General features: G+C 66.6%; 17 protein-coding genes and 4 tRNA genes. 9 read left to right on the forward strand and 12 right to left on the reverse strand.

Annotated elements, in window-relative coordinates; all coding sequences use genetic code 11:
* The first annotated feature begins 375 nt into the window (after positions 1 to 375).
* Positions 376 to 2,205: an ABC transporter ATP-binding protein gene (locus WS87_RS12280; protein WP_059815988.1), complete on the forward strand. Its 1,830-nt coding sequence runs from the start codon at positions 376 to 378 to the stop codon at positions 2,203 to 2,205.
* 94 nt (positions 2,206 to 2,299) lie between these two features.
* On the opposite strand, the gene otsA is transcribed toward WS87_RS12280, so the two are convergent.
* Positions 2,300 to 3,676, reverse strand: coding sequence for an alpha,alpha-trehalose-phosphate synthase (UDP-forming) (gene otsA, locus WS87_RS12285; protein ID WP_059815991.1), 1,377 nt, complete (start codon positions 3,674 to 3,676; stop codon positions 2,300 to 2,302).
* Positions 3,673 to 4,425: a trehalose-phosphatase gene (gene otsB, locus WS87_RS12290; RefSeq protein WP_059523682.1), complete on the reverse strand. Its 753-nt coding sequence runs from the start codon at positions 4,423 to 4,425 to the stop codon at positions 3,673 to 3,675. The genes otsA and otsB overlap by 4 nt, the downstream gene beginning before the upstream one ends.
* Before the next feature lie 283 nt (positions 4,426 to 4,708).
* On the opposite strand from otsB, the gene WS87_RS12295 reads away from it, so the two are divergent.
* The 3 genes from WS87_RS12295 to WS87_RS12305 are packed head-to-tail and all read left to right on the forward strand — an operon-like array spanning position 4,709 to position 6,685.
* The gene (locus WS87_RS12295; RefSeq protein WP_059815994.1) at positions 4,709 to 5,353 is read left to right on the forward strand and encodes an SCO family protein; all 645 of its coding nucleotides are present in this window, start codon (positions 4,709 to 4,711) and stop codon (positions 5,351 to 5,353) included.
* A gap of 8 nt (positions 5,354 to 5,361) precedes the next feature.
* Positions 5,362 to 5,802, forward strand: a complete 441-nt coding sequence (locus WS87_RS12300; RefSeq protein WP_059815997.1) for a copper chaperone PCu(A)C — start codon at positions 5,362 to 5,364, stop codon at positions 5,800 to 5,802.
* Between the two features lie 10 nt (positions 5,803 to 5,812).
* A complete protein-coding gene (locus WS87_RS12305) occupies positions 5,813 to 6,685 on the forward strand; it encodes a cytochrome c oxidase assembly protein (RefSeq protein WP_059815999.1) in 873 nt (290 codons plus the stop codon).
* Positions 6,686 to 6,697: 12 nt separating this feature from the next.
* On the opposite strand, the gene WS87_RS12310 is transcribed toward WS87_RS12305, so the two are convergent.
* Together WS87_RS12310 and WS87_RS12315 are read right to left on the reverse strand one after the other, a co-directional pair.
* Positions 6,698 to 7,189 carry a GNAT family N-acetyltransferase gene (locus WS87_RS12310; RefSeq protein WP_059816002.1) on the reverse strand — a complete coding sequence of 164 codons (492 nt, stop codon included), beginning with the start codon at positions 7,187 to 7,189 and terminating at the stop codon, positions 6,698 to 6,700.
* Positions 7,190 to 7,316: 127 nt separating this feature from the next.
* Positions 7,317 to 8,183: a pirin family protein gene (locus WS87_RS12315; RefSeq protein WP_059523692.1), complete on the reverse strand. Its 867-nt coding sequence runs from the start codon at positions 8,181 to 8,183 to the stop codon at positions 7,317 to 7,319.
* 110 nt (positions 8,184 to 8,293) lie between these two features.
* Between WS87_RS12315 and WS87_RS12320 the strand changes: the two genes are divergently transcribed.
* Complete coding sequence (locus WS87_RS12320) at positions 8,294 to 9,211, forward strand: LysR family transcriptional regulator (protein WP_059816008.1); 918 nt, start codon at positions 8,294 to 8,296, stop codon at positions 9,209 to 9,211.
* Positions 9,212 to 9,325: 114 nt separating this feature from the next.
* Positions 9,326 to 9,829: a GAF domain-containing protein gene (locus tag WS87_RS12325; protein ID WP_059816010.1), complete on the forward strand. Its 504-nt coding sequence runs from the start codon at positions 9,326 to 9,328 to the stop codon at positions 9,827 to 9,829.
* 74 nt (positions 9,830 to 9,903) lie between these two features.
* Here the strand turns inward: WS87_RS12325 and map are convergent, their stop codons facing one another.
* A complete protein-coding gene (gene map, locus WS87_RS12330; protein WP_059523698.1) occupies positions 9,904 to 10,710 on the reverse strand; it encodes a type I methionyl aminopeptidase in 807 nt (268 codons plus the stop codon).
* Entirely contained in the window at positions 10,710 to 10,946 is a 237-nt protein-coding gene (locus tag WS87_RS12335; RefSeq protein ID WP_059816013.1) for a ParD-like family protein, read from the reverse strand. The genes map and WS87_RS12335 overlap by 1 nt, the downstream gene beginning before the upstream one ends.
* Before the next feature lie 149 nt (positions 10,947 to 11,095).
* Between WS87_RS12335 and WS87_RS12340 the strand changes: the two genes are divergently transcribed.
* The 3 genes from WS87_RS12340 to WS87_RS12350 all read left to right on the forward strand — a co-directional run bounded on the left by WS87_RS12340 (position 11,096) and on the right by WS87_RS12350 (position 13,070).
* Positions 11,096 to 11,755 (forward strand): helix-turn-helix domain-containing protein, encoded by a 660-nt coding sequence (locus WS87_RS12340; protein ID WP_059523701.1) that lies wholly within the window; start codon positions 11,096 to 11,098, stop codon positions 11,753 to 11,755.
* Positions 11,752 to 12,300 (forward strand): GNAT family N-acetyltransferase, encoded by a 549-nt coding sequence (locus WS87_RS12345; RefSeq protein WP_059691094.1) that lies wholly within the window; start codon positions 11,752 to 11,754, stop codon positions 12,298 to 12,300. Before WS87_RS12340 ends, WS87_RS12345 begins: the two co-directional genes overlap by 4 nt.
* Before the next feature lie 221 nt (positions 12,301 to 12,521).
* Positions 12,522 to 13,070, forward strand: a complete 549-nt coding sequence (locus WS87_RS12350; protein ID WP_059816016.1) for a hypothetical protein — start codon at positions 12,522 to 12,524, stop codon at positions 13,068 to 13,070.
* Positions 13,071 to 13,150: 80 nt separating this feature from the next.
* Here WS87_RS12350 and WS87_RS12355 read toward each other — a convergent pair.
* The 6 genes from WS87_RS12355 to uvrC form a co-directional block, all read right to left on the reverse strand.
* Positions 13,151 to 13,224 (reverse strand) — tRNA-Cys (locus WS87_RS12355).
* 101 nt (positions 13,225 to 13,325) lie between these two features.
* Positions 13,326 to 13,401: transfer RNA gene (locus WS87_RS12360), tRNA-Gly, on the reverse strand.
* A gap of 51 nt (positions 13,402 to 13,452) precedes the next feature.
* A tRNA-Gly gene (locus tag WS87_RS12365) sits at positions 13,453 to 13,528 on the reverse strand.
* A 53-nt stretch (positions 13,529 to 13,581) separates the two neighbouring features.
* Positions 13,582 to 13,657, reverse strand: a tRNA-Gly gene (locus tag WS87_RS12370).
* 144 nt (positions 13,658 to 13,801) lie between these two features.
* Positions 13,802 to 14,389: a CDP-diacylglycerol--glycerol-3-phosphate 3-phosphatidyltransferase gene (pgsA, locus tag WS87_RS12375; protein WP_006757520.1), complete on the reverse strand. Its 588-nt coding sequence runs from the start codon at positions 14,387 to 14,389 to the stop codon at positions 13,802 to 13,804.
* A 99-nt stretch (positions 14,390 to 14,488) separates the two neighbouring features.
* Positions 14,489 to 16,519 (reverse strand): excinuclease ABC subunit UvrC, encoded by a 2,031-nt coding sequence (gene uvrC, locus WS87_RS12380; protein WP_059816021.1) that lies wholly within the window; start codon positions 16,517 to 16,519, stop codon positions 14,489 to 14,491.
* Positions 16,520 to 16,521 lie beyond the last annotated feature (2 nt).

Genomic DNA, 16,521 nt, shown 5'->3' on the forward strand with positions numbered 1-16,521 from the left:
GGTTCGTAAAAACCTGGAATCGAACCCGGAGCCGATTATCTAGGGTTAATCCCGATACGGCGCACAACATTTCAAACACTTTACTTTGTTACAAAGGTGCAACACTTTGCAACCCGCGGACTTGGGCGTCCGTTCTAGAGTGGAAGGCCCTTTTGGCGTTCCGAGTCATCCCTCGCCGCCGGCATCGCGATTCCGGCGCATGCGGCAGGACAGGATGCCGGATTTTATCTCAAAATTGATCGCGCGCCCCTGACCAAGGCAAGATTCGCGCGGCGCAAAGCACGGCCTTGTTTACAATGCCGGATTATTCAGTCCGGGCGACCGTGGGCTGCGATCCACCGATCAGCTCAATCACCGAATCACCGCACGCATATTTTGGAATCTCTCACCCCTGCCCAGCGCAACGCCCACAACGCGAAGCTGTCGAGCTACGCGCATCGGCCGATCGCGTTCCTGTTCCGCTACATCCGCCTGCATCCCGTCGCGCACCTGGTCGTGCTCTGCAGCGTGCTGGCCGCCGTCGGCTGCGCGCTCGGCTCGCAATACGCGATCAAACACCTGATCGACGTGCTCGCGACCGGGCGTCATCATCCGGGCCCGTTGTGGAGCGCATTCGCGCTGCTCGTCGGGCTGATCGCGGCCGACAACCTGCTGTGGCGCGTCGGCGGCTGGGTCGCCGCGCACACGTTCGTCGCGGTCACCGGCGACCTGCGGCGCGACCTGTTCCAGTACCTGATCGGCCACTCGCCGACGTACTATTCGGAAAAGCAGCCGGGCACGCTCGCGAGCCGCATCACCGCCACGTCGAACGCCGTCTATACGTCCGAGAACACGATGGCGTGGAACGTGCTGCCGCCGTGCATCGCGGTGATGGGCGCGATCCTGATGATCATCGTCGTGAACCCGCTGATGGCCGCCGGCCTGCTCGGCTGTTCGGCCGTGCTCTCGATCGTACTGTTCAAGCTCGCCGGGCGCGGTTCCGCGCGCCATCACGCGTTCGCGTCGAAGGCCGCCGCGGTCGACGGCGAGCTCGTCGACGTGATCGGCAACATGGGCCTCGTGCGCGCGTTCGGGATGACGCTGCGCGAACAGAAGCGCTTCGGCGCGACGGTGAAGGCCGAGATGGACGCGCGCCAGCAAAGCCTGCTCTATCTCGAGAAGCTGCGCCTGCTGCACGCGGTGATCACCGCGATGCTGTCCGCCGGCCTGCTCGGCTGGGCGCTGTGGCTGTGGGACCAGGGCCGCGCGACCTCCGGCGACATCGTGCTCGTCAGCTCGCTCGGCTTCACGATCCTGCACGGCACGCGCGATCTGGCGGTCGCGCTCGTCGACGTCACGCAGCACGTGGCACGCCTGTCCGAAGCCGTAAAGACGCTGCTCGAGCCGCACGGGATGCCGGACCGCTCCGACGCGCAACCGCTGTCGGCCAAGGGCGGGCGCGTCGATTTCGAACGCGTGACGTTCGCGTATCCGCATCGCCGCGCGATCCTCGATCACTTCGATCTCCATATCGAACCGGGCCAGCGCGTCGGCCTGATCGGCAAGTCGGGCGCCGGCAAGTCGACCGTGCTCGCGCTGCTGCAGCGCTTCTACGACACGCAGGACGGCGCCGTGAAGGTCGACGGGCAGGACGTGAAGGCGATCACGCAGGACAGCCTGCGGCACGCGATCGCGCTCGTGCCGCAGGACATCTCGCTGCTGCACCGGACCATCTACGACAACATCGCATACGGCCGGCCCGAAGCGACCCGCGACGAAGTGCTCGCCGCCGCGCGCGACGCCCGCTGTTCGGAGTTCATCGAGGCGATGCCGGAAGGCTATGACACTATCGTCGGCGACCGCGGCGTGAAGCTGTCGGGCGGCCAGCGCCAGCGCATCGCGATCGCCCGCGCGATCCTGAAGAACGCGCCGATCCTGCTGCTAGACGAAGCGACGTCCGCGCTCGACAGCGCATCCGAGGAAGCGATCCAGAGCGCGCTCGACCGCCTGATGGTCGGCCGCACCGTGATCGCGATCGCGCACCGGCTGTCGACGCTGCGCAACTTCGACCGGATCATCGTGATGAGCAACGGCAAGGTGATCGACGACGGCAGCCCCGACGTGCTGCGCAACCGTCCGGGCCTGTACCGCGACCTGCTCGCGAAGCAGCACGGCCGCCATCACGCGCCCGACGGCACCGCACCGACCGGCGAACGCGTGGCCTGACGCCACGCCACGCAGCCGACAAAAAAAGCCGCCGTGCTTCGCGCACGGCGGCTTTTTTCATGGCACCGCAAACCTTTGCCGCGCGGCGCGCGGATTACACGCGCTGCAGGTCGCGCAGGAAGTTGTCGCGCCACACCGACACGTTGTTCTCGCGCAGCTGCGCGATCATGTCCGCATAGCGCGCGCGCCGCTCGGCGAGCGGCATCGTCAGCGCCTGCGACAGCGCGTCGGCCATCCCGTCGATGTCGATCGGATTGACGATCAGCGCGCCCGTCAGCTCGCGCGCCGCGCCCGCGAAACGCGACAGCACGAGCACGCCCGGATCCTCCGGATTCTGCGCGGACACGTACTCCTTCGCGACGAGATTCATGCCGTCGCGCAGCGGCGTCACGAAGCCCACGCGCGCGAGGCGATACAGCGCGGCCAGCACCTGCCGGTCGTACTGGCGGTGAATGTAGAGGATCGGCGCCCAGTCGAGCTCCGCGTAGCGGCCGTTGATGCGCCCCGACTCCGCTTCGAGCTGCAGGCGGATGTCCTGGTACGCGCGCAGGTCGGCGCGCGTCGACGGTGCGATCTGCAGGAACGACACGCGGTTGCGGATCGACGCCTGGTGCTCCAGCAGCTTCTCGAACGCGCGGAACCGCTCGACGAGCCCCTTCGAATAATCGAGGCGGTCGACGCTCATGATCAGCTGGCGCCCGCGCAGCGACGTGGCCATGCGCGCGGCCTTGCCGTTCTCGCCGGCCTGCGCGAGCGACGCGATTTCGTCCGGATACACGCCGATCGGATAGGCGGCCGCACGCAGCGTGTTGCCGAACGCGCTGACGCGCACCGTATGCCCTTCGCGCGTCACTTCGCCGCCGGCCTCGAACTCGATGTAGTCGCAGAATGCGCGCAGGTCCGGATCGGTCTGGAAGCCGAGCAGGTCGAACGCGCACAGCGACTCGACGAGCTCGCGATGCGGCGGCACGTTGACGAGCACCTGCGCGGCCGGAAACGGAATGTGCAGGAAAAAGCCGATGCGATTCTTGACGCCGGCCGCACGCAATGCACGCGCGAACGGGATCAGGTGATAGTCGTGCACCCAGATCACGTCGTCGTCCTGCAGCAGCGGCACGAGCTGCTGCGCGAGCCAGACGTTCACGCGGCTGTAGCCTTCGAACTCGTGGCGGTCGTACTGGATCAGATCGGCGCGGTAATGAAACGCGGGCCACAGCGTCGCGTTCGAGAAGCCTCGGTAGTACTGGTCGTAATCGCGGCGCGACAGCCCGACGGTCGCGAACGTCACGGGGCCGCGTTCCTCGATGCGGATCTGCGGCGCACCGGACGCGACCACCTCGCCACTCCAGCCGAACCACATGCCGCCCGTCTCCTTCAGCGCGTCGTACACGCCGATCGCGAGGCCGCCCGCCGCCGGTTCGCCTTCCGAAATCGGGGCGACGCGGTTCGAAACAATGATGAGCCGACTCATGCGCCCTGCTGCTCCGCGCCAAGCCAGCGGGCGATCTGCTCGTGCAGCGCGTCGACCGAGTCGAGCCGCGTACGGGCCGACGTCTCGCCCGCGCCGACCTTGATCGACACACCGCCGCGCGCGTTAACCACCGCGAAGCCCTTCTCGTCGGTCAGGTCGTCGCCCGCGAACAGCGGCATGCGGCCCGCGAACGGCGGCTCGTCGAGAAACGCGGCCAGCGCGCGCCCCTTGTCGACGCCCTTCGGTTTGATCTCGAATACCATCTTGCCGGGCTGCAGCACGTACGCATCCGCATATTCGGCGACGAGGCGCTCGGCCGCTGCGCGCGCGGCCGGCTCGCGCTCAGGCGCGTTGCGGTAGTGCAGCGCGACGGCCGCGCCCTTGATTTCGAGCAGCATGCCCGGATGACGGTCGACGACGGCCGCGAGTTCGCGCTCGATGCGCAGCAGCCGCTCGTCGTTGAAGCCGATGCGCTGCGTGTCGCCGTTCGCATCGCGACGTTCGGCGCCGTGCAGGCCCGCGATCGGCAGGTCCGGCATGTTCAGGAACGTGTCGAGATTGTCGATGCCGCGACCCGACACGACGGCGACCGCACCGTGCGTGCGACGCCGCAGTTCATCGAGCAGCGTCAGCAGCGACGGCGGCACGTGAATGCTGTCGGGCGTCGGCGCCAGCTCGACGAGCGTGCCGTCGAAGTCGAAAAAGAACGCGGTATCGGTCAGGGACAAGGAAGCCGGAACGGATTGCATCGATTCGATGGTCTGAGGAGCGGCCTGCAAACGCGGGGCCGCCGCTGCGAGAATGGAATTGTGCGCATCTTACCGCGCCTGCGTGGCGAGATGGGCGAAACCGGTGGGGCACGAGCCTCGCGCGGCCCTCCGCGTCAACTGCGACATATTGCCCCGCTGGCCCGTGCCGTACGGGTTTCGAAAGGACGCAGGCGCGGGAATTGCGCTACAGTCGGCAACCGCCGGCCGCGCGACGCATGGCGCCGCGCCGGCCGACGACCGTTCCGTCCGATCGAGCCCCAGGATGTCGTCTGCCCGTCCCGCGCCGCACCGGCGCCTCTTCAGTCTGACCCGCTTCGTCCGCACGGCCGCGGCGCTGAGCACCGCCGTCGCGCTCGCCGCATGCACGCACGACGAGCCGAACTGGCACCTGACCAACGTCACGGGCCACCTGCCCGACCTGTCGTTCACGCTCACCGGCGGCGATGGCCACGCGGTCGACGCAAACGCGTTTCGCGGCCGCGTCGCGCTCGTCTACTTCGGCTATACGCACTGCCCGGACGTCTGCCCCGAAACGATGGCACGGCTGATGGAAGTGCTCGCGAAGCTCGGCCCCCAGGCGAACCACGTGCGCATCCTGTTCGTCTCGGTCGATCCGGCGCGCGACACGCCGCAGGCGATGCAGTCGTACGTCGCCGCGTTCGACGCCGCGCATGCGCGCGGCCTGACCGGCACCGACGGTCAGATCGAATCGCTCGCGAAGCGCTATCGCGTCGCATACCAGATGGAAAAACGCGATCCGTCCGGCGGCTACGAGGTCACGCACAGCTCGGCCGTCTACATCTTCGACGCGAACGGTCGAGCGCGCCTGCTCGCGACCGACCGCGACTCGCCCGACGCCATCGCCGCGGATGTGCGCCGGATCATCGACACCGCCTCCACCACCTGAACTCCGACATGAAGACGACCCTCAAGACGTTCGCCCTCCTCGCCGCGCTGTGCACCGGCGCGCACGCGTATGCCGCCGGCGCGATCTCCGCGCACAACGCATGGGTGCGCTGGCTGCCGAACAAGCTGCCCGCGGGCGGCTACGTGACGCTCGTCAACACGGGCGACAAGCCGGTCGATCTCGTCGACGTCGACAGCCCCGACTACGGGATGGCGATGCTGCACCAGACGGTGTCGAACGGCTCGACGCAGAAGATGGAAATGGTCGACAAGCTGACGATCCCCGCGCGCGGCAAGGTCGACATCGCGCCGGGCGGCTATCACTTCATGCTCGAGGAGCCCAGGCACGCGATCAAGCCCGGCGACACCGTGCGCCTGCGCCTGAAGTTCTCCGACGGCGAGACGGTCGACGCGCCGTTCGCCGTGAAGTCGCCGGCCCAGGCGAAGTGATGCGCGCGCGATGAACGTCCTGTACTGGCTCGACCCGTGGGAACCGTCGCCAACCGTGGTCATCGCGGTGCTGACGGCCGCCGTGCTGTTCGCGCGCGGCGTGAAGAAGGCGAAGGTGTCGCCGCTGCGGCAGTTCTCGTTCTGGCTCGGGCTGACGGCGCTCTACATCGCGCTGCATACGCGGCTCGACTACTTCTTCGAGCACGAATTCTTCCTGCACCGCGCGCAGCATCTCGTGCTGCATCACCTCGGGCCGTTCTTCATCGCGCTGGCCTACCCGGGCGCGGCGATCCGCGCGGGCATCCCGTTTCGCTGGCGGCAGCGCTTCGTGCGCCCCGCGCTCGCCTGGGCGCCCGTGCGCGCGACGCTCGACGTGGTGTTCCATCCGGTCGTCGCGGTCGTGCTGTTCGTCGGGCTGATCTATTTCTGGCTGCTGTCGCCGATCCACTTCATCGCGATGCTCGACTGGCGCCTGTATCGCGTGATGAACTGGAGCATGGTGATCGACGGGTTGCTGTTCTGGTGGCTCGTCGTCGATCCGCGTCCCGCGCCGCCCGCGCGGCTGTCGCCGGGCCGCCGGATCCTGATCGTCGTCGCGGCAATCCCGCCGCAGATCGCGCTCGGCGCGCTGATCTTCTTCACGCCGCATGAGCTGTATCCGATCTACTCGATCTGCGGACGCGCATTCACGTGGCTCAGCCCGCTGCGCGACCAGCAGATCGGCGGCCTGCTGCTGTGGATTCCGGGTTCGATGATGAGCGTGATCGGCGCGCTGATCGCGCTGCGGCACTGGCTGCAGCTGTCGGCGCGCGGCCGCTTGATCGACGAACGGGCGGCCGCCCGGCGCACGCAAAACCCGCCGGTGACGCGCGCGGCCCACTGACAGCACGGCGCGTCAGGCGCGCGCGCTGGTCATCCACACGTGCGGGATGCCGTCCTCGTCGTGCACGTCCGAGCTCGGCGTGAAACCGAATGCCCCATAGAAGCGCTGCAGATGGGCCTGTGCATGCAGGCTCACCTGCGTATCCGGCCACTGCGCGCGGATGTGCTCGAGCGCGCGCGACAGCAGCGCGTTGCCGAGGCCCGCGCCGCGAAACGGTGCGGTCGTCAGCACGCGGCCGATGCGCACGTCGGTGTGCTGCGCATCCGGCAGCAGCACGCGCAGATAGCCGGCGAGACGGCCCGCTGGATCGTACGCGGCCAGGTGCCATGCGGCCTGATCCGCACCGTCGATGTCGCGATACACGCAGTTCTGCTCGACGACGAACACGGCGCTGCGCGCGTCGAGGATCGAATAGAGTTCACGCGCCGTCAGCGCGTCGAAGGATTTCCAGTGCCAGTCGAGATCGTCGGCGCGCGCGGAGGCGGCAGGTGCGAAAGCATTCATGGTCGGTCCTGATTCAAGCGCGCCGGCCGGCGCGCGGCAACCGTCGATTATGCCTCGAAGCGCACGCGGCACGCGTGCCGCCGCTCCGCGCATGAAAAAAAGCCCCGCATTGCGCGGGGCCTGTCCGTCACGCCGGCATCTGGCCGAAGCGGCCGCTGTTGAAATCGTCGATCGCGGTCCGGATTTCCTCCTGCGAGTTCATCACGAACGGCCCGTAACCGACGACCGGCTCATCGATCGGCTCGCCGCTCAGAATCAGCAGCTTGGCGTCGCCGTTCGCTTCGATCTCGACGTCGCGGCCGTCGCGGCTCAGTTGCACGAACTGCGCCTCGCGGGCGACCGTCTCGCCGTTCACCAGCAACGTCCCGCTCAGCACGACCACCGCGAGCGTCCGCCCTTCGGCGATCGGGAACCGTGCACGGCCGCCTGCTGCAAGCCGCACGTCCCACACGTCGATCGGCGTGTGCGTGCGGGCCGGGCCGCGCCGCCCGTCGAACTCGCCCGCGATGATCCGCGCGCGACCTGCGCCGTCCGGCAATTCGACCACCGGGATGTCCGCGTCCAGAAGCGTCTGATAACCGGGCGCCCCCATCTTGTCGGCGGCGGGCAGGTTCACCCACAGCTGCACCATCTCGAGCGGGCCGCCGCGCTTCGTGAACGCTTCCGAGTGGAATTCCTCGTGCAGGATCCCGCTCGCGGCCGTCATCCACTGCACGTCGCCCGGGCCGATCACGCCGCCCGCGCCGGTCGAGTCGCGGTGCGCGACTTCGCCGTCATAGACGATCGTCACCGTTTCGAACCCGCGGTGCGGGTGCTGGCCCACCCCGCGCGGCGCCGAAGCCGGCTCGAAGTTCGCAGGACCGGCGTAGTCGAGCAGCAGGAACGGGCTCAGGTGCATGCCGTGAGACTGATAGCTGAACATCGAACGCACCGGGAAACCGTCGCCGACCCAATGACCGCGCGGCGCACTGTACACACCCTGGATCTTCTTCATTTGCCTTCTCCGAATTGCGGCGAAACACGTGTTTCGCATCCTGAGAAGGAATATAGAGGTGGAACGATCGATCCGGTAGACTGCCAAAATCGCACTCAGCGTTCTATTTCATGAACGATAACGGACGGGATCTGAACGATCTCTATTACTTCGTGCAGGTGGTCGAGCACGGCGGCTTCGCGCCGGCCGGACGCGCGCTGAACATGCCGAAATCGAAGCTGAGCCGCCGCATCGCGCTGCTCGAAGCGCGGCTCGGGATGCGGCTGATCCAGCGCTCGACACGCCGCTTCACTGTCACCGACGTCGGCCAGACCTATTACGCGCATTGTCGCGCGATGCTCGTCGAAGCGGACGCCGCCGACGAGACGATCGCGCTGCTTCACGAGGAGCCGCGCGGCATCGTGCGGGTCAGCTGCCCGGTCGTGCTGCTCGATTCGCTGGTCGGCGCGATGATCGCCGCGTTCATGGTCGCGTGCCCGCGCGTGGAAATTCACCTGGAAGCGACCAACCGGCGCGTCGACGTCGTCGGCGAAGGGATCGACGTCGCGATCCGCGTGCGCCCGCCGCCGCTCGAAGACAGCGATCTCGCCCTGCGCGTGCTGGCCGAGCGCGGGCAGTGCCTCGTCGCGAGCCCCGCGTTGCTGCGCGAGCGGGGCGTGCCGGCCGTCCCCGCCGACCTGACCCGCTTGCCGAGCCTCGATCACGGCGTGCCACAGGCCACGCACGTGTGGCGGCTGCGCGGCCCCGACGGCGCGCAGGCGGAAATCCACCACCAGCCGCGGCTCGTGACGGGCGGCATGCTCGCGCTGCGCGCGGCGGCCGTCGCGGGCGTCGGCATCGTGCAGTTGCCGACGATGATGGTGCGCGACGAAGTCGCGCGCGGCGAACTGGCGACCGTGCTGCCGGACTGGGCACCGCGCCGCGAGATCGTGCACGCGGTGTTCGCGTCGCGGCGCGGGCTGCTGCCCGCGGTGCGCGCGCTGCTCGATTTCCTGGCCGAGCGGTTCGCCGAACTCGAACCTGACTGAGCGACGGCGCCCGCGAACCACGCGCTGCAAACGGGCCGTGCGTGCCGTAGACTGCGGAACGCGCATCGCGCTTTTCACAACCCCGCTGCCCACAACCCTTTTCGCATTTCAGCCATGTTCACGCTGTCCACCGACCCTCACGCCTCCAAGGCCGAACTCTATGCGACGCTCGTCGAGCAAGCACGCGCGCTCGTCGAAACGGAACGCGACCTGATCGCGAACGCCGCGAACTTCTCCGCGCTCGTCTATCACTCGCTCGACCGCCTGAATTGGGCCGGCTTCTATTTCTTCGACGGGACGGAACTCGTGGTCGGCCCGTTCCAGGGCAAGCCCGCGTGCGTGCGGATCGCGCTCGGCAAGGGCGTGTGCGGCACCGCCGCGCAGACCCGCGAGACGCAGGTCGTGCGCGACGTGCACGAATTCCCCGGCCATATCGCCTGCGATGCCGCGTCGGAATCGGAAATCGTCGTGCCGCTGGTGGCCGCCGACGGCACGCTGATTGGCGTGTGGGACGTCGACAGCCCCGTTGCCGCACGCTTCGATGACGAGGACCGCAACGGGATGGAAGCGCTCTGCCGCGTGTTCGTCGAACACGCATGGCAGAAGACGCGCGGTTGAGCCGCGCGACGCCAAATGAAAAGGCCCCGTCATGGGGCCTTTTCATTGCGCCGCTGCGTGCGGCTCACCGCGCGTCAGGCCGCGTGCGTGCCGGACAGCGCCGCGAACGCCGGCGGCGTCACATCGTCCGACAGGATCTCGAAGCCCTGCTCCGTCACGACGACCATGTGCTCCCATTGAGCGGACAGCGAATGGTCCTTCGTGACGACCGTCCAGCCGTCAGCCAGCACGCGCGTGTCGCGCTTGCCCGCATTCAGCATCGGCTCGATCGTGAAGATCATCCCCGGCCGCAGCGGCACGCCGGTGCCCGGGCGGCCGTAGTGCAGCACCTGCGGCTCGTCGTGATACACGTCGCCGATCCCGTGCCCGCAATACTCGCGGACCACGCTAAACCCTTCGCGATGCGCGACCTGCTGGATCGCGTAGCCGACGTCGCCGAGCGTCGCGCCCGGACGAACCGCGCGAATGCCCGCATGCATCGCCTCGTAGGTCGTCGCGACGAGGCGACGCGCCAGTTCGCCCGGCTCGCCGACGAAGTACATGCGGCTCGTGTCGCCGAACCAGCCGTCCTTGATCACCGCGATGTCGAGATTCACGATGTCGCCGTCGCGCATCGGCCGCGACGACGGAATGCCGTGACAGACCACGTGGTTGACCGACGTGCACAGGGTTTTCGGATAACCGTGGTAGCCGATGTTCGCCGGGATCGCGCCGAGCTCGTCGACGATGTATTCGCGGCAGCGCGCGTCCAGTTCGTCGGTGGTGACGCCCGGCTTCACGTGCTCGGTGATCATCGTCAGCACTTGGGATGCCAGCTTCGCGGCCTCGCGCGACCTGGCGATTTCCGCGGCACCGCGGATCGGGATTTCGCGTCTCGCCATCATGCCACCTGCTCGATGCCGTGAGCGACCGACTCCGTCGGCCCGGCGTTGCCGCCGCGTGCTTCGGTCTCGATCAGCATCCGGCAGATATCGCCGTAGGACAGCGACGGATTGAGCTCCGCGAGCATCCCGACGCGCAGCCAGTGCTCCGCCTGTGCATTGATCGAACGGCTCAGCGCGGTACTGGTCGAGCGCAGCCGTTCGTGCATGTGCTCGGATATCTTGATGATTCCCATATGTCTCTAATTAAACGAAATATAGCCGTTTCGTATATTACGCTCGCTCCGATCGCCGGGCAAGCGCCTGGCCGCCAGCGAATCCTCGATCCGAGACGGCAGCAATTCCGTTGACATCGAATTCCAGCTTGCTGGAAAATAAATCCATCATGCAAGAATCAACCGCCACCCCCGCCGACGACACCGGCATCAACGAACGCATTGCCCGGCGCGTGCGCGACCTGCGCACGCTACGAGGCTACACGCTCGATGCGCTCGCCGCGCGTTCCGGCGTCAGCCGTTCGATGATCTCGCTCATCGAGCGTGCGTCGGCGAGCCCGACGGCCGTCGTGCTCGACAAGCTCGCGGCCGGTCTCGGCGTGTCGCTGGCCGGGCTGTTCGCCGGCGATCGCGACGACGCACCCGCGCAGCCGCTGGTGCGGCGCGCACAGCAGGCGGAATGGCGCGATCCGGCGTCCGGGTATGTGCGGCGCAATCTGTCGCCGCCCGGCTGGCCGTCGCCGATCCAGCTCGTCGAGATCGATTTCCCTCCCGGCGCGCGCGTCGCGTACGACTCAGGCGGGCGCGAAAGCGCGCTGCATCAACAGGTGTGGGTCGTCCGCGGGCGCGTCGACGTCACGTTCGGCGACCAGCTTCATGAACTGCACGAAGGCGACTGTCTGGCCATGCGCGTCGATCAGCCGCTGGTTTTCAGCAACCCGTCGTCGCACGTCGCGCGCTATGTCGTCGCGATCTGCGATGCCCCCGCCGCCGTCGGCGCGCGGAATGTGTCATCCGTTCAAGGCCGACAGGCGCAGGAGCCCGTATGAATTCCCCGACACCGCGCGGCGACGTGCGCTTGATCGATTGCAGCGAGGCCGAGCATGCCGCGGCCATTCTCGAGATCCTGAACGACGCGATCGTGAACTCCACCGCGCTGTACGACTACCGGCCTCGCCCGCCGGAAGCGATGGTCACGTGGTTCGCGACGAAGCGGGCCGGCGGGTTTCCGGTCGTCGGCGCGGTCGACGAATCGGGCACGCTGGTCGGCTTCGCGAGCTGGGGTACGTTCCGCGCGTTCCCGGCGTTCAAGTACACGGTCGAGCACAGCGTCTACGTCCACCGCGACCATCGCGGCCGCGGGCTCGGCGAGTTACTGCTGCGCGAGTTGATCCGGCGTGCGCGCGAGGCCGACGTGCATTTGCTGGTCGGCTGCATCGACGCGACCAACGGCGGCAGCGTCGCGCTGCATACGCGGCTCGGCTTCGTGCACTCGGGCACGATCACCGAAGCGGGCTTCAAGTTCGGCCGCTGGCTCGATGCGGCGTTCTATCAGTTGAGGCTCGACACGCCGGCACGGCCGGTCGACGGCTGACCGGCATCGCCGTTCGGGCAGCTGACCTGTCGCTCCGTCTCCTTCCGCCACGCACTGTCCTCTCCGCGATCGGACAGGAAGTCGCCACGAGCATGACGTTCGCGGGGTGACTTCTGCTCTATGGCTCTCCCTCAGCGACATTCCGAGAATGTGCGCAGCGGGCATGTCCGCATCCCGCGGTCAACCGCTTCATTCGTCACATTCAATGAAGGAGAACAACCATGTACCAGCCTCAGGATATCGCGCCCAAAACGATCATCGGTTGGGCGGAAGGCGCGCTCGTTGAACGAAGCAAACCCACTCAATATCGCCAGACGCCCGAGCCCGTCGATTACTTTCTCGAAAAGGGCGGCTGGGAGAACGTACTGAAGCTCTGGCTGTCGAGCAAATTTCGCCAGCTTCCCGGCAATCCGACCGTGGAGTGCGAACAGGCGATCTACCAGGATCCGCATCAAGACGTCGACATCCTGATCCGCCCTGCGCTCGGCAAAGCGATTTGCATCGAACTGAAGGCGGAATCCCTCTTCCACTCCGCACGGCAGGGGCGACAGACGGTACCCCACAAATTCTTCGACGAAGTTGACTACGACATCGCAAAGCTTCATTGGGTGAAGCCGCAATATGCAGACGCGATCAAGATGGTGATCGCGGTTTGCTTCAGCATCGAAGCCGCGCAATCGATGCGCAATCACGCTTTCGAGGAAGACACCATCACGTTGGGCGAGGGTGAGAACAGCTGGCCGATCACACTTTTCTGGCGGGTCATCTGAGTGGCGCCAGCAGATCGAATTTCCAGGACGAGCCGCAAAAAAGAAAAGCCCCGCCGAAGCGGGGCTTTTCTTTTCCTACCTGGAGGCGCGAGCCGGAGTCGAACCGGCCTAAACGGCTTTGCAGGCCGCTGCATAACCGCTTTGCTATCGCGCCAAAAGCGGACTGTCCGGATGCCGTAGAGGCAAGCGACAGATTTTTTATTCGAGGACCATCAGTCCATCAAATAAAAAGGGAAGCGTGGCTTCCCCATTACTTGGAGCGGGAGACGAGTCTCGAACTCGCGACCTCAACCTTGGCAAGGTTGCGCTCTACCAACTGAGCTACTCCCGCATTGTCCTGCACCTGCAGCGCTTTGCCGTACAACACGCTGCCAGAAAAATCTGGAGCGGGAGACGAGTCTCGAACTCGCGACCTCAACCTTGGCAAGGTTGCGCTCTACCAACTGAGCTACTCCCGCATGTGTCCTGCATCTGCAGCGCTTTACCGTACAACACGCTGCCAGAAAAAATCTGGAGCGGGAGACGAGTCTCGAACTCGCGACCTCAACCTTGGCAAGGTTGCGCTCTACCAACTGAGCTACTCCCGCGTATTGCTGCACTACTGCTTCCCCGTCACACACTTACTTCGTCGTGCAGCGGAGAAGCGAGATTATGTCGAAGGCACATTCGTGTGTCAAGGGCTTTTCCAGCCCTTTTTCCAAAAACCTGCGCAACCGCCCGTGCGGGGCCGGTCACGCGCCGCCGCGCTCGCGAATCTGCGGCCACGCAAGCTTCATGTAGTACAGCATCGACCAGATCGTCAGCACCGCCGCGAGGTACATCAGCCATTCGCCCCACACGCGCGTGTCGATCGTCGCGATGCCGAGCGGCAGCGGGCCGTAGTACAGCAGCATCGGGATCGCGACCATCTGGCACGCGGTCTTGAACTTGCCGAGCTGGTTCACCGCGACGCTCTTCGACGCACCGATCTGTGCCATCCATTCGCGCAGCGCCGAGATCGCGATCTCGCGGCCGACGATCACGAGCGCGATCGCCGCATCGACCCGCGAAATCTGCACGAGGATCAGCAGCGCGGCAGTCACCATCAGCTTGTCCGCGACCGGATCGAGGAACGCGCCGAACGACGACGTCTGGTTCCACTTGCGGGCGAGAAACCCGTCGAACCAGTCGGTCAACGCGGCGAGGATGAAGATCGCCGCCGCCGCGAGGTTGCGGTGCGCGCCGCCCATCACCGTGTCCGGCAGATAGAACACGCCGACGACGAGCGGGATCAGCACGATCCGTACCCACGTCAGGAAAATCGGGAAATTGAACGGCATGGCATGCGGGTCAGTAAAGGATTCGCAATTGTGCCGTGTCGACCGGCCCGCCACAAGAACGCGAGATCTCGCGCTGGGGCCGCCGGCCGCACGGCCGCTTCAGTGAAGCTGCTTGTAGATCTGCTCGGCGAGTGCGTGCGAGATGCCGTCGACGCTCGCCAGTTCCTCGACGCTCGCGGCCACCACGCCGCGCAGCCCGCCGAACCGCGCGAGCAGTCGCTGCCGACGTTTCGCACCGACCCCTTCGAGCTCCTCGAGCCGCGAAGTCTGGCGCGCCTTCGCCCGCTTCGCGCGCATCCCGGTGATCGCAAAACGGTGCGCCTCGTCGCGGATCTGTGCGACGAGCATCAGCGCGGCGCTCTCCTTGCCGAGTTCGAGCGGTGCGCGGCCGTCCGCGAACACGAGCGTCTCGAGGCCGACCTTGCGCCCTTCGCCCTTCGCGACGCCGACCAGCATCGACGTATCTAACCCGAGCTCGGTGAACACCTGCCGCGCGATCTCGACCTGCCCCTTGCCGCCGTCGATCAGCACGATGTTCGGCAGCAGGCTCGATGCCTCGGCCTTGCGCGTCGATTCGCCGTCGATGCCGGCCGCGTCGTCGGCGGACGCCGCCTGCGCGGCCTGCTCGACCATCTTCTCGTAGCGGCGCGTCAGCACCTGCCGCATGGCCGCGTAATCGTCGCCCGGCGTGATGCCGGTGATGTTGTAGCGACGGTACTCGCCCGACTGCATCTTGTGATGGTGATAGACGACGCACGACGCCTGCGTCGCCTCGCCCATCGTGTGGCTGATGTCGAAACATTCGATCCGCAGCGTTGCAAGATCGTCGCCTTCGAAGCTGAGCGTCTCCGCGAGCGCGCGCGTGCGCGCCTGCTGCGAGCCCTGCTCGGACAGCAACCGTGCGAGCGCGATCTGTGCGTTCTGCTCGGCCATCGACAGCCACGCGCGCCGCTGCCCCTGCGGCTGCCGCACCAGCGAGACCTTGTGACCGGCCTGCTCGGACAGCAGTTCGAGCAGGTCGCGGCTCGCGGGTGCGTGGCTCACGACCAGCACGGGCGGCACGCGGTTGCCGAGATAGTGCTGCGCGACGAACGCATCGAGCACCTCGGCCTCCACCGACGCCCCCGCGTCGCGCGCGGCGGCAGCGTCTTCCGCAGGCCCGTCGGGCAATGCCGCGGCGGTTTCGTCGGCAGCGTCCGCCGCCTCGGCTTCGTCGCCGAGCCCGCCTTCGGCAAGCGTCAGCGCACTTTCGACGTGCGTCGGGAAATAGGCCTTGTCGCCGAGATGCCGGCCGCCGCGCACCATCGCCAGGTTCACGCACACGCGCCCGCCCTGCGCGACGACCGCCAGGATGTCGACGTCGCTGTCGCTGCCGACCTCGATCGCCTGCTGGTGCAGCACCGTCGCGAGCGAGCTCATCTGGTTACGCACGGCGGCCGCCTGCTCGAACTTCAGGTCGGCCGCGAACGCGTGCATCTTCTGCTCGAGCTCCTTCATCACTTCCGACTGCCGGCCGAGCAGAAACCGCGCGGCATTCGACACGTCGATCGCGTAATCGTCCTCGGAAATCGCGCCGACGCACGGCGCCGTGCAGCGCCCGATCTGATGCAGCAGGCATGGCCGCGTGCGATTGTTGAAGACCGAATCCTCGCAGGTGCGCAGCTGGAACACGCGCTGCAGGATCTGGATGCTCTCGCGCACGGCCCATGCGCTCGGGAACGGACCGAAATACTGGTTCTGCTTGTCGACCGAGCCGCGGTAGTACGCCATGCGCGGAAAGCGGTGCGCGGTAAGTTTCAGGTACGGATACGACTTGTCGTCGCGAAACAGGATGTTATAGCGCGGCGTGAGCGCCTTGATCAGGTTGTTCTCGAGCAGCAGCGCCTCGGCCTCCGAGCGTGTGACGGTCGTCTCGATGCGCGCGATGCGCGTGACCATCATCGCGATGCGCGGCGACAGCTGCGTCTTCGTGAAATAGCTCGATACGCGCTTCTTCAGGTCGCGCGCCTTGCCGACATAAAGCACGGCGCCCGCCGTGTCGTAGTAGCGGTAGACGCCCGGCATGTGCGGCAATTGCGCGAGAATCTTCTTGGGTTCGAACGGGATGTCGGCGGCTTCTGGGGATGTCATGC

The sequence above is a fragment of the Burkholderia sp. MSMB0856 genome (genome assembly GCF_001524645.2).
GTDB lineage: Bacteria > Pseudomonadota > Gammaproteobacteria > Burkholderiales > Burkholderiaceae > Burkholderia > Burkholderia diffusa.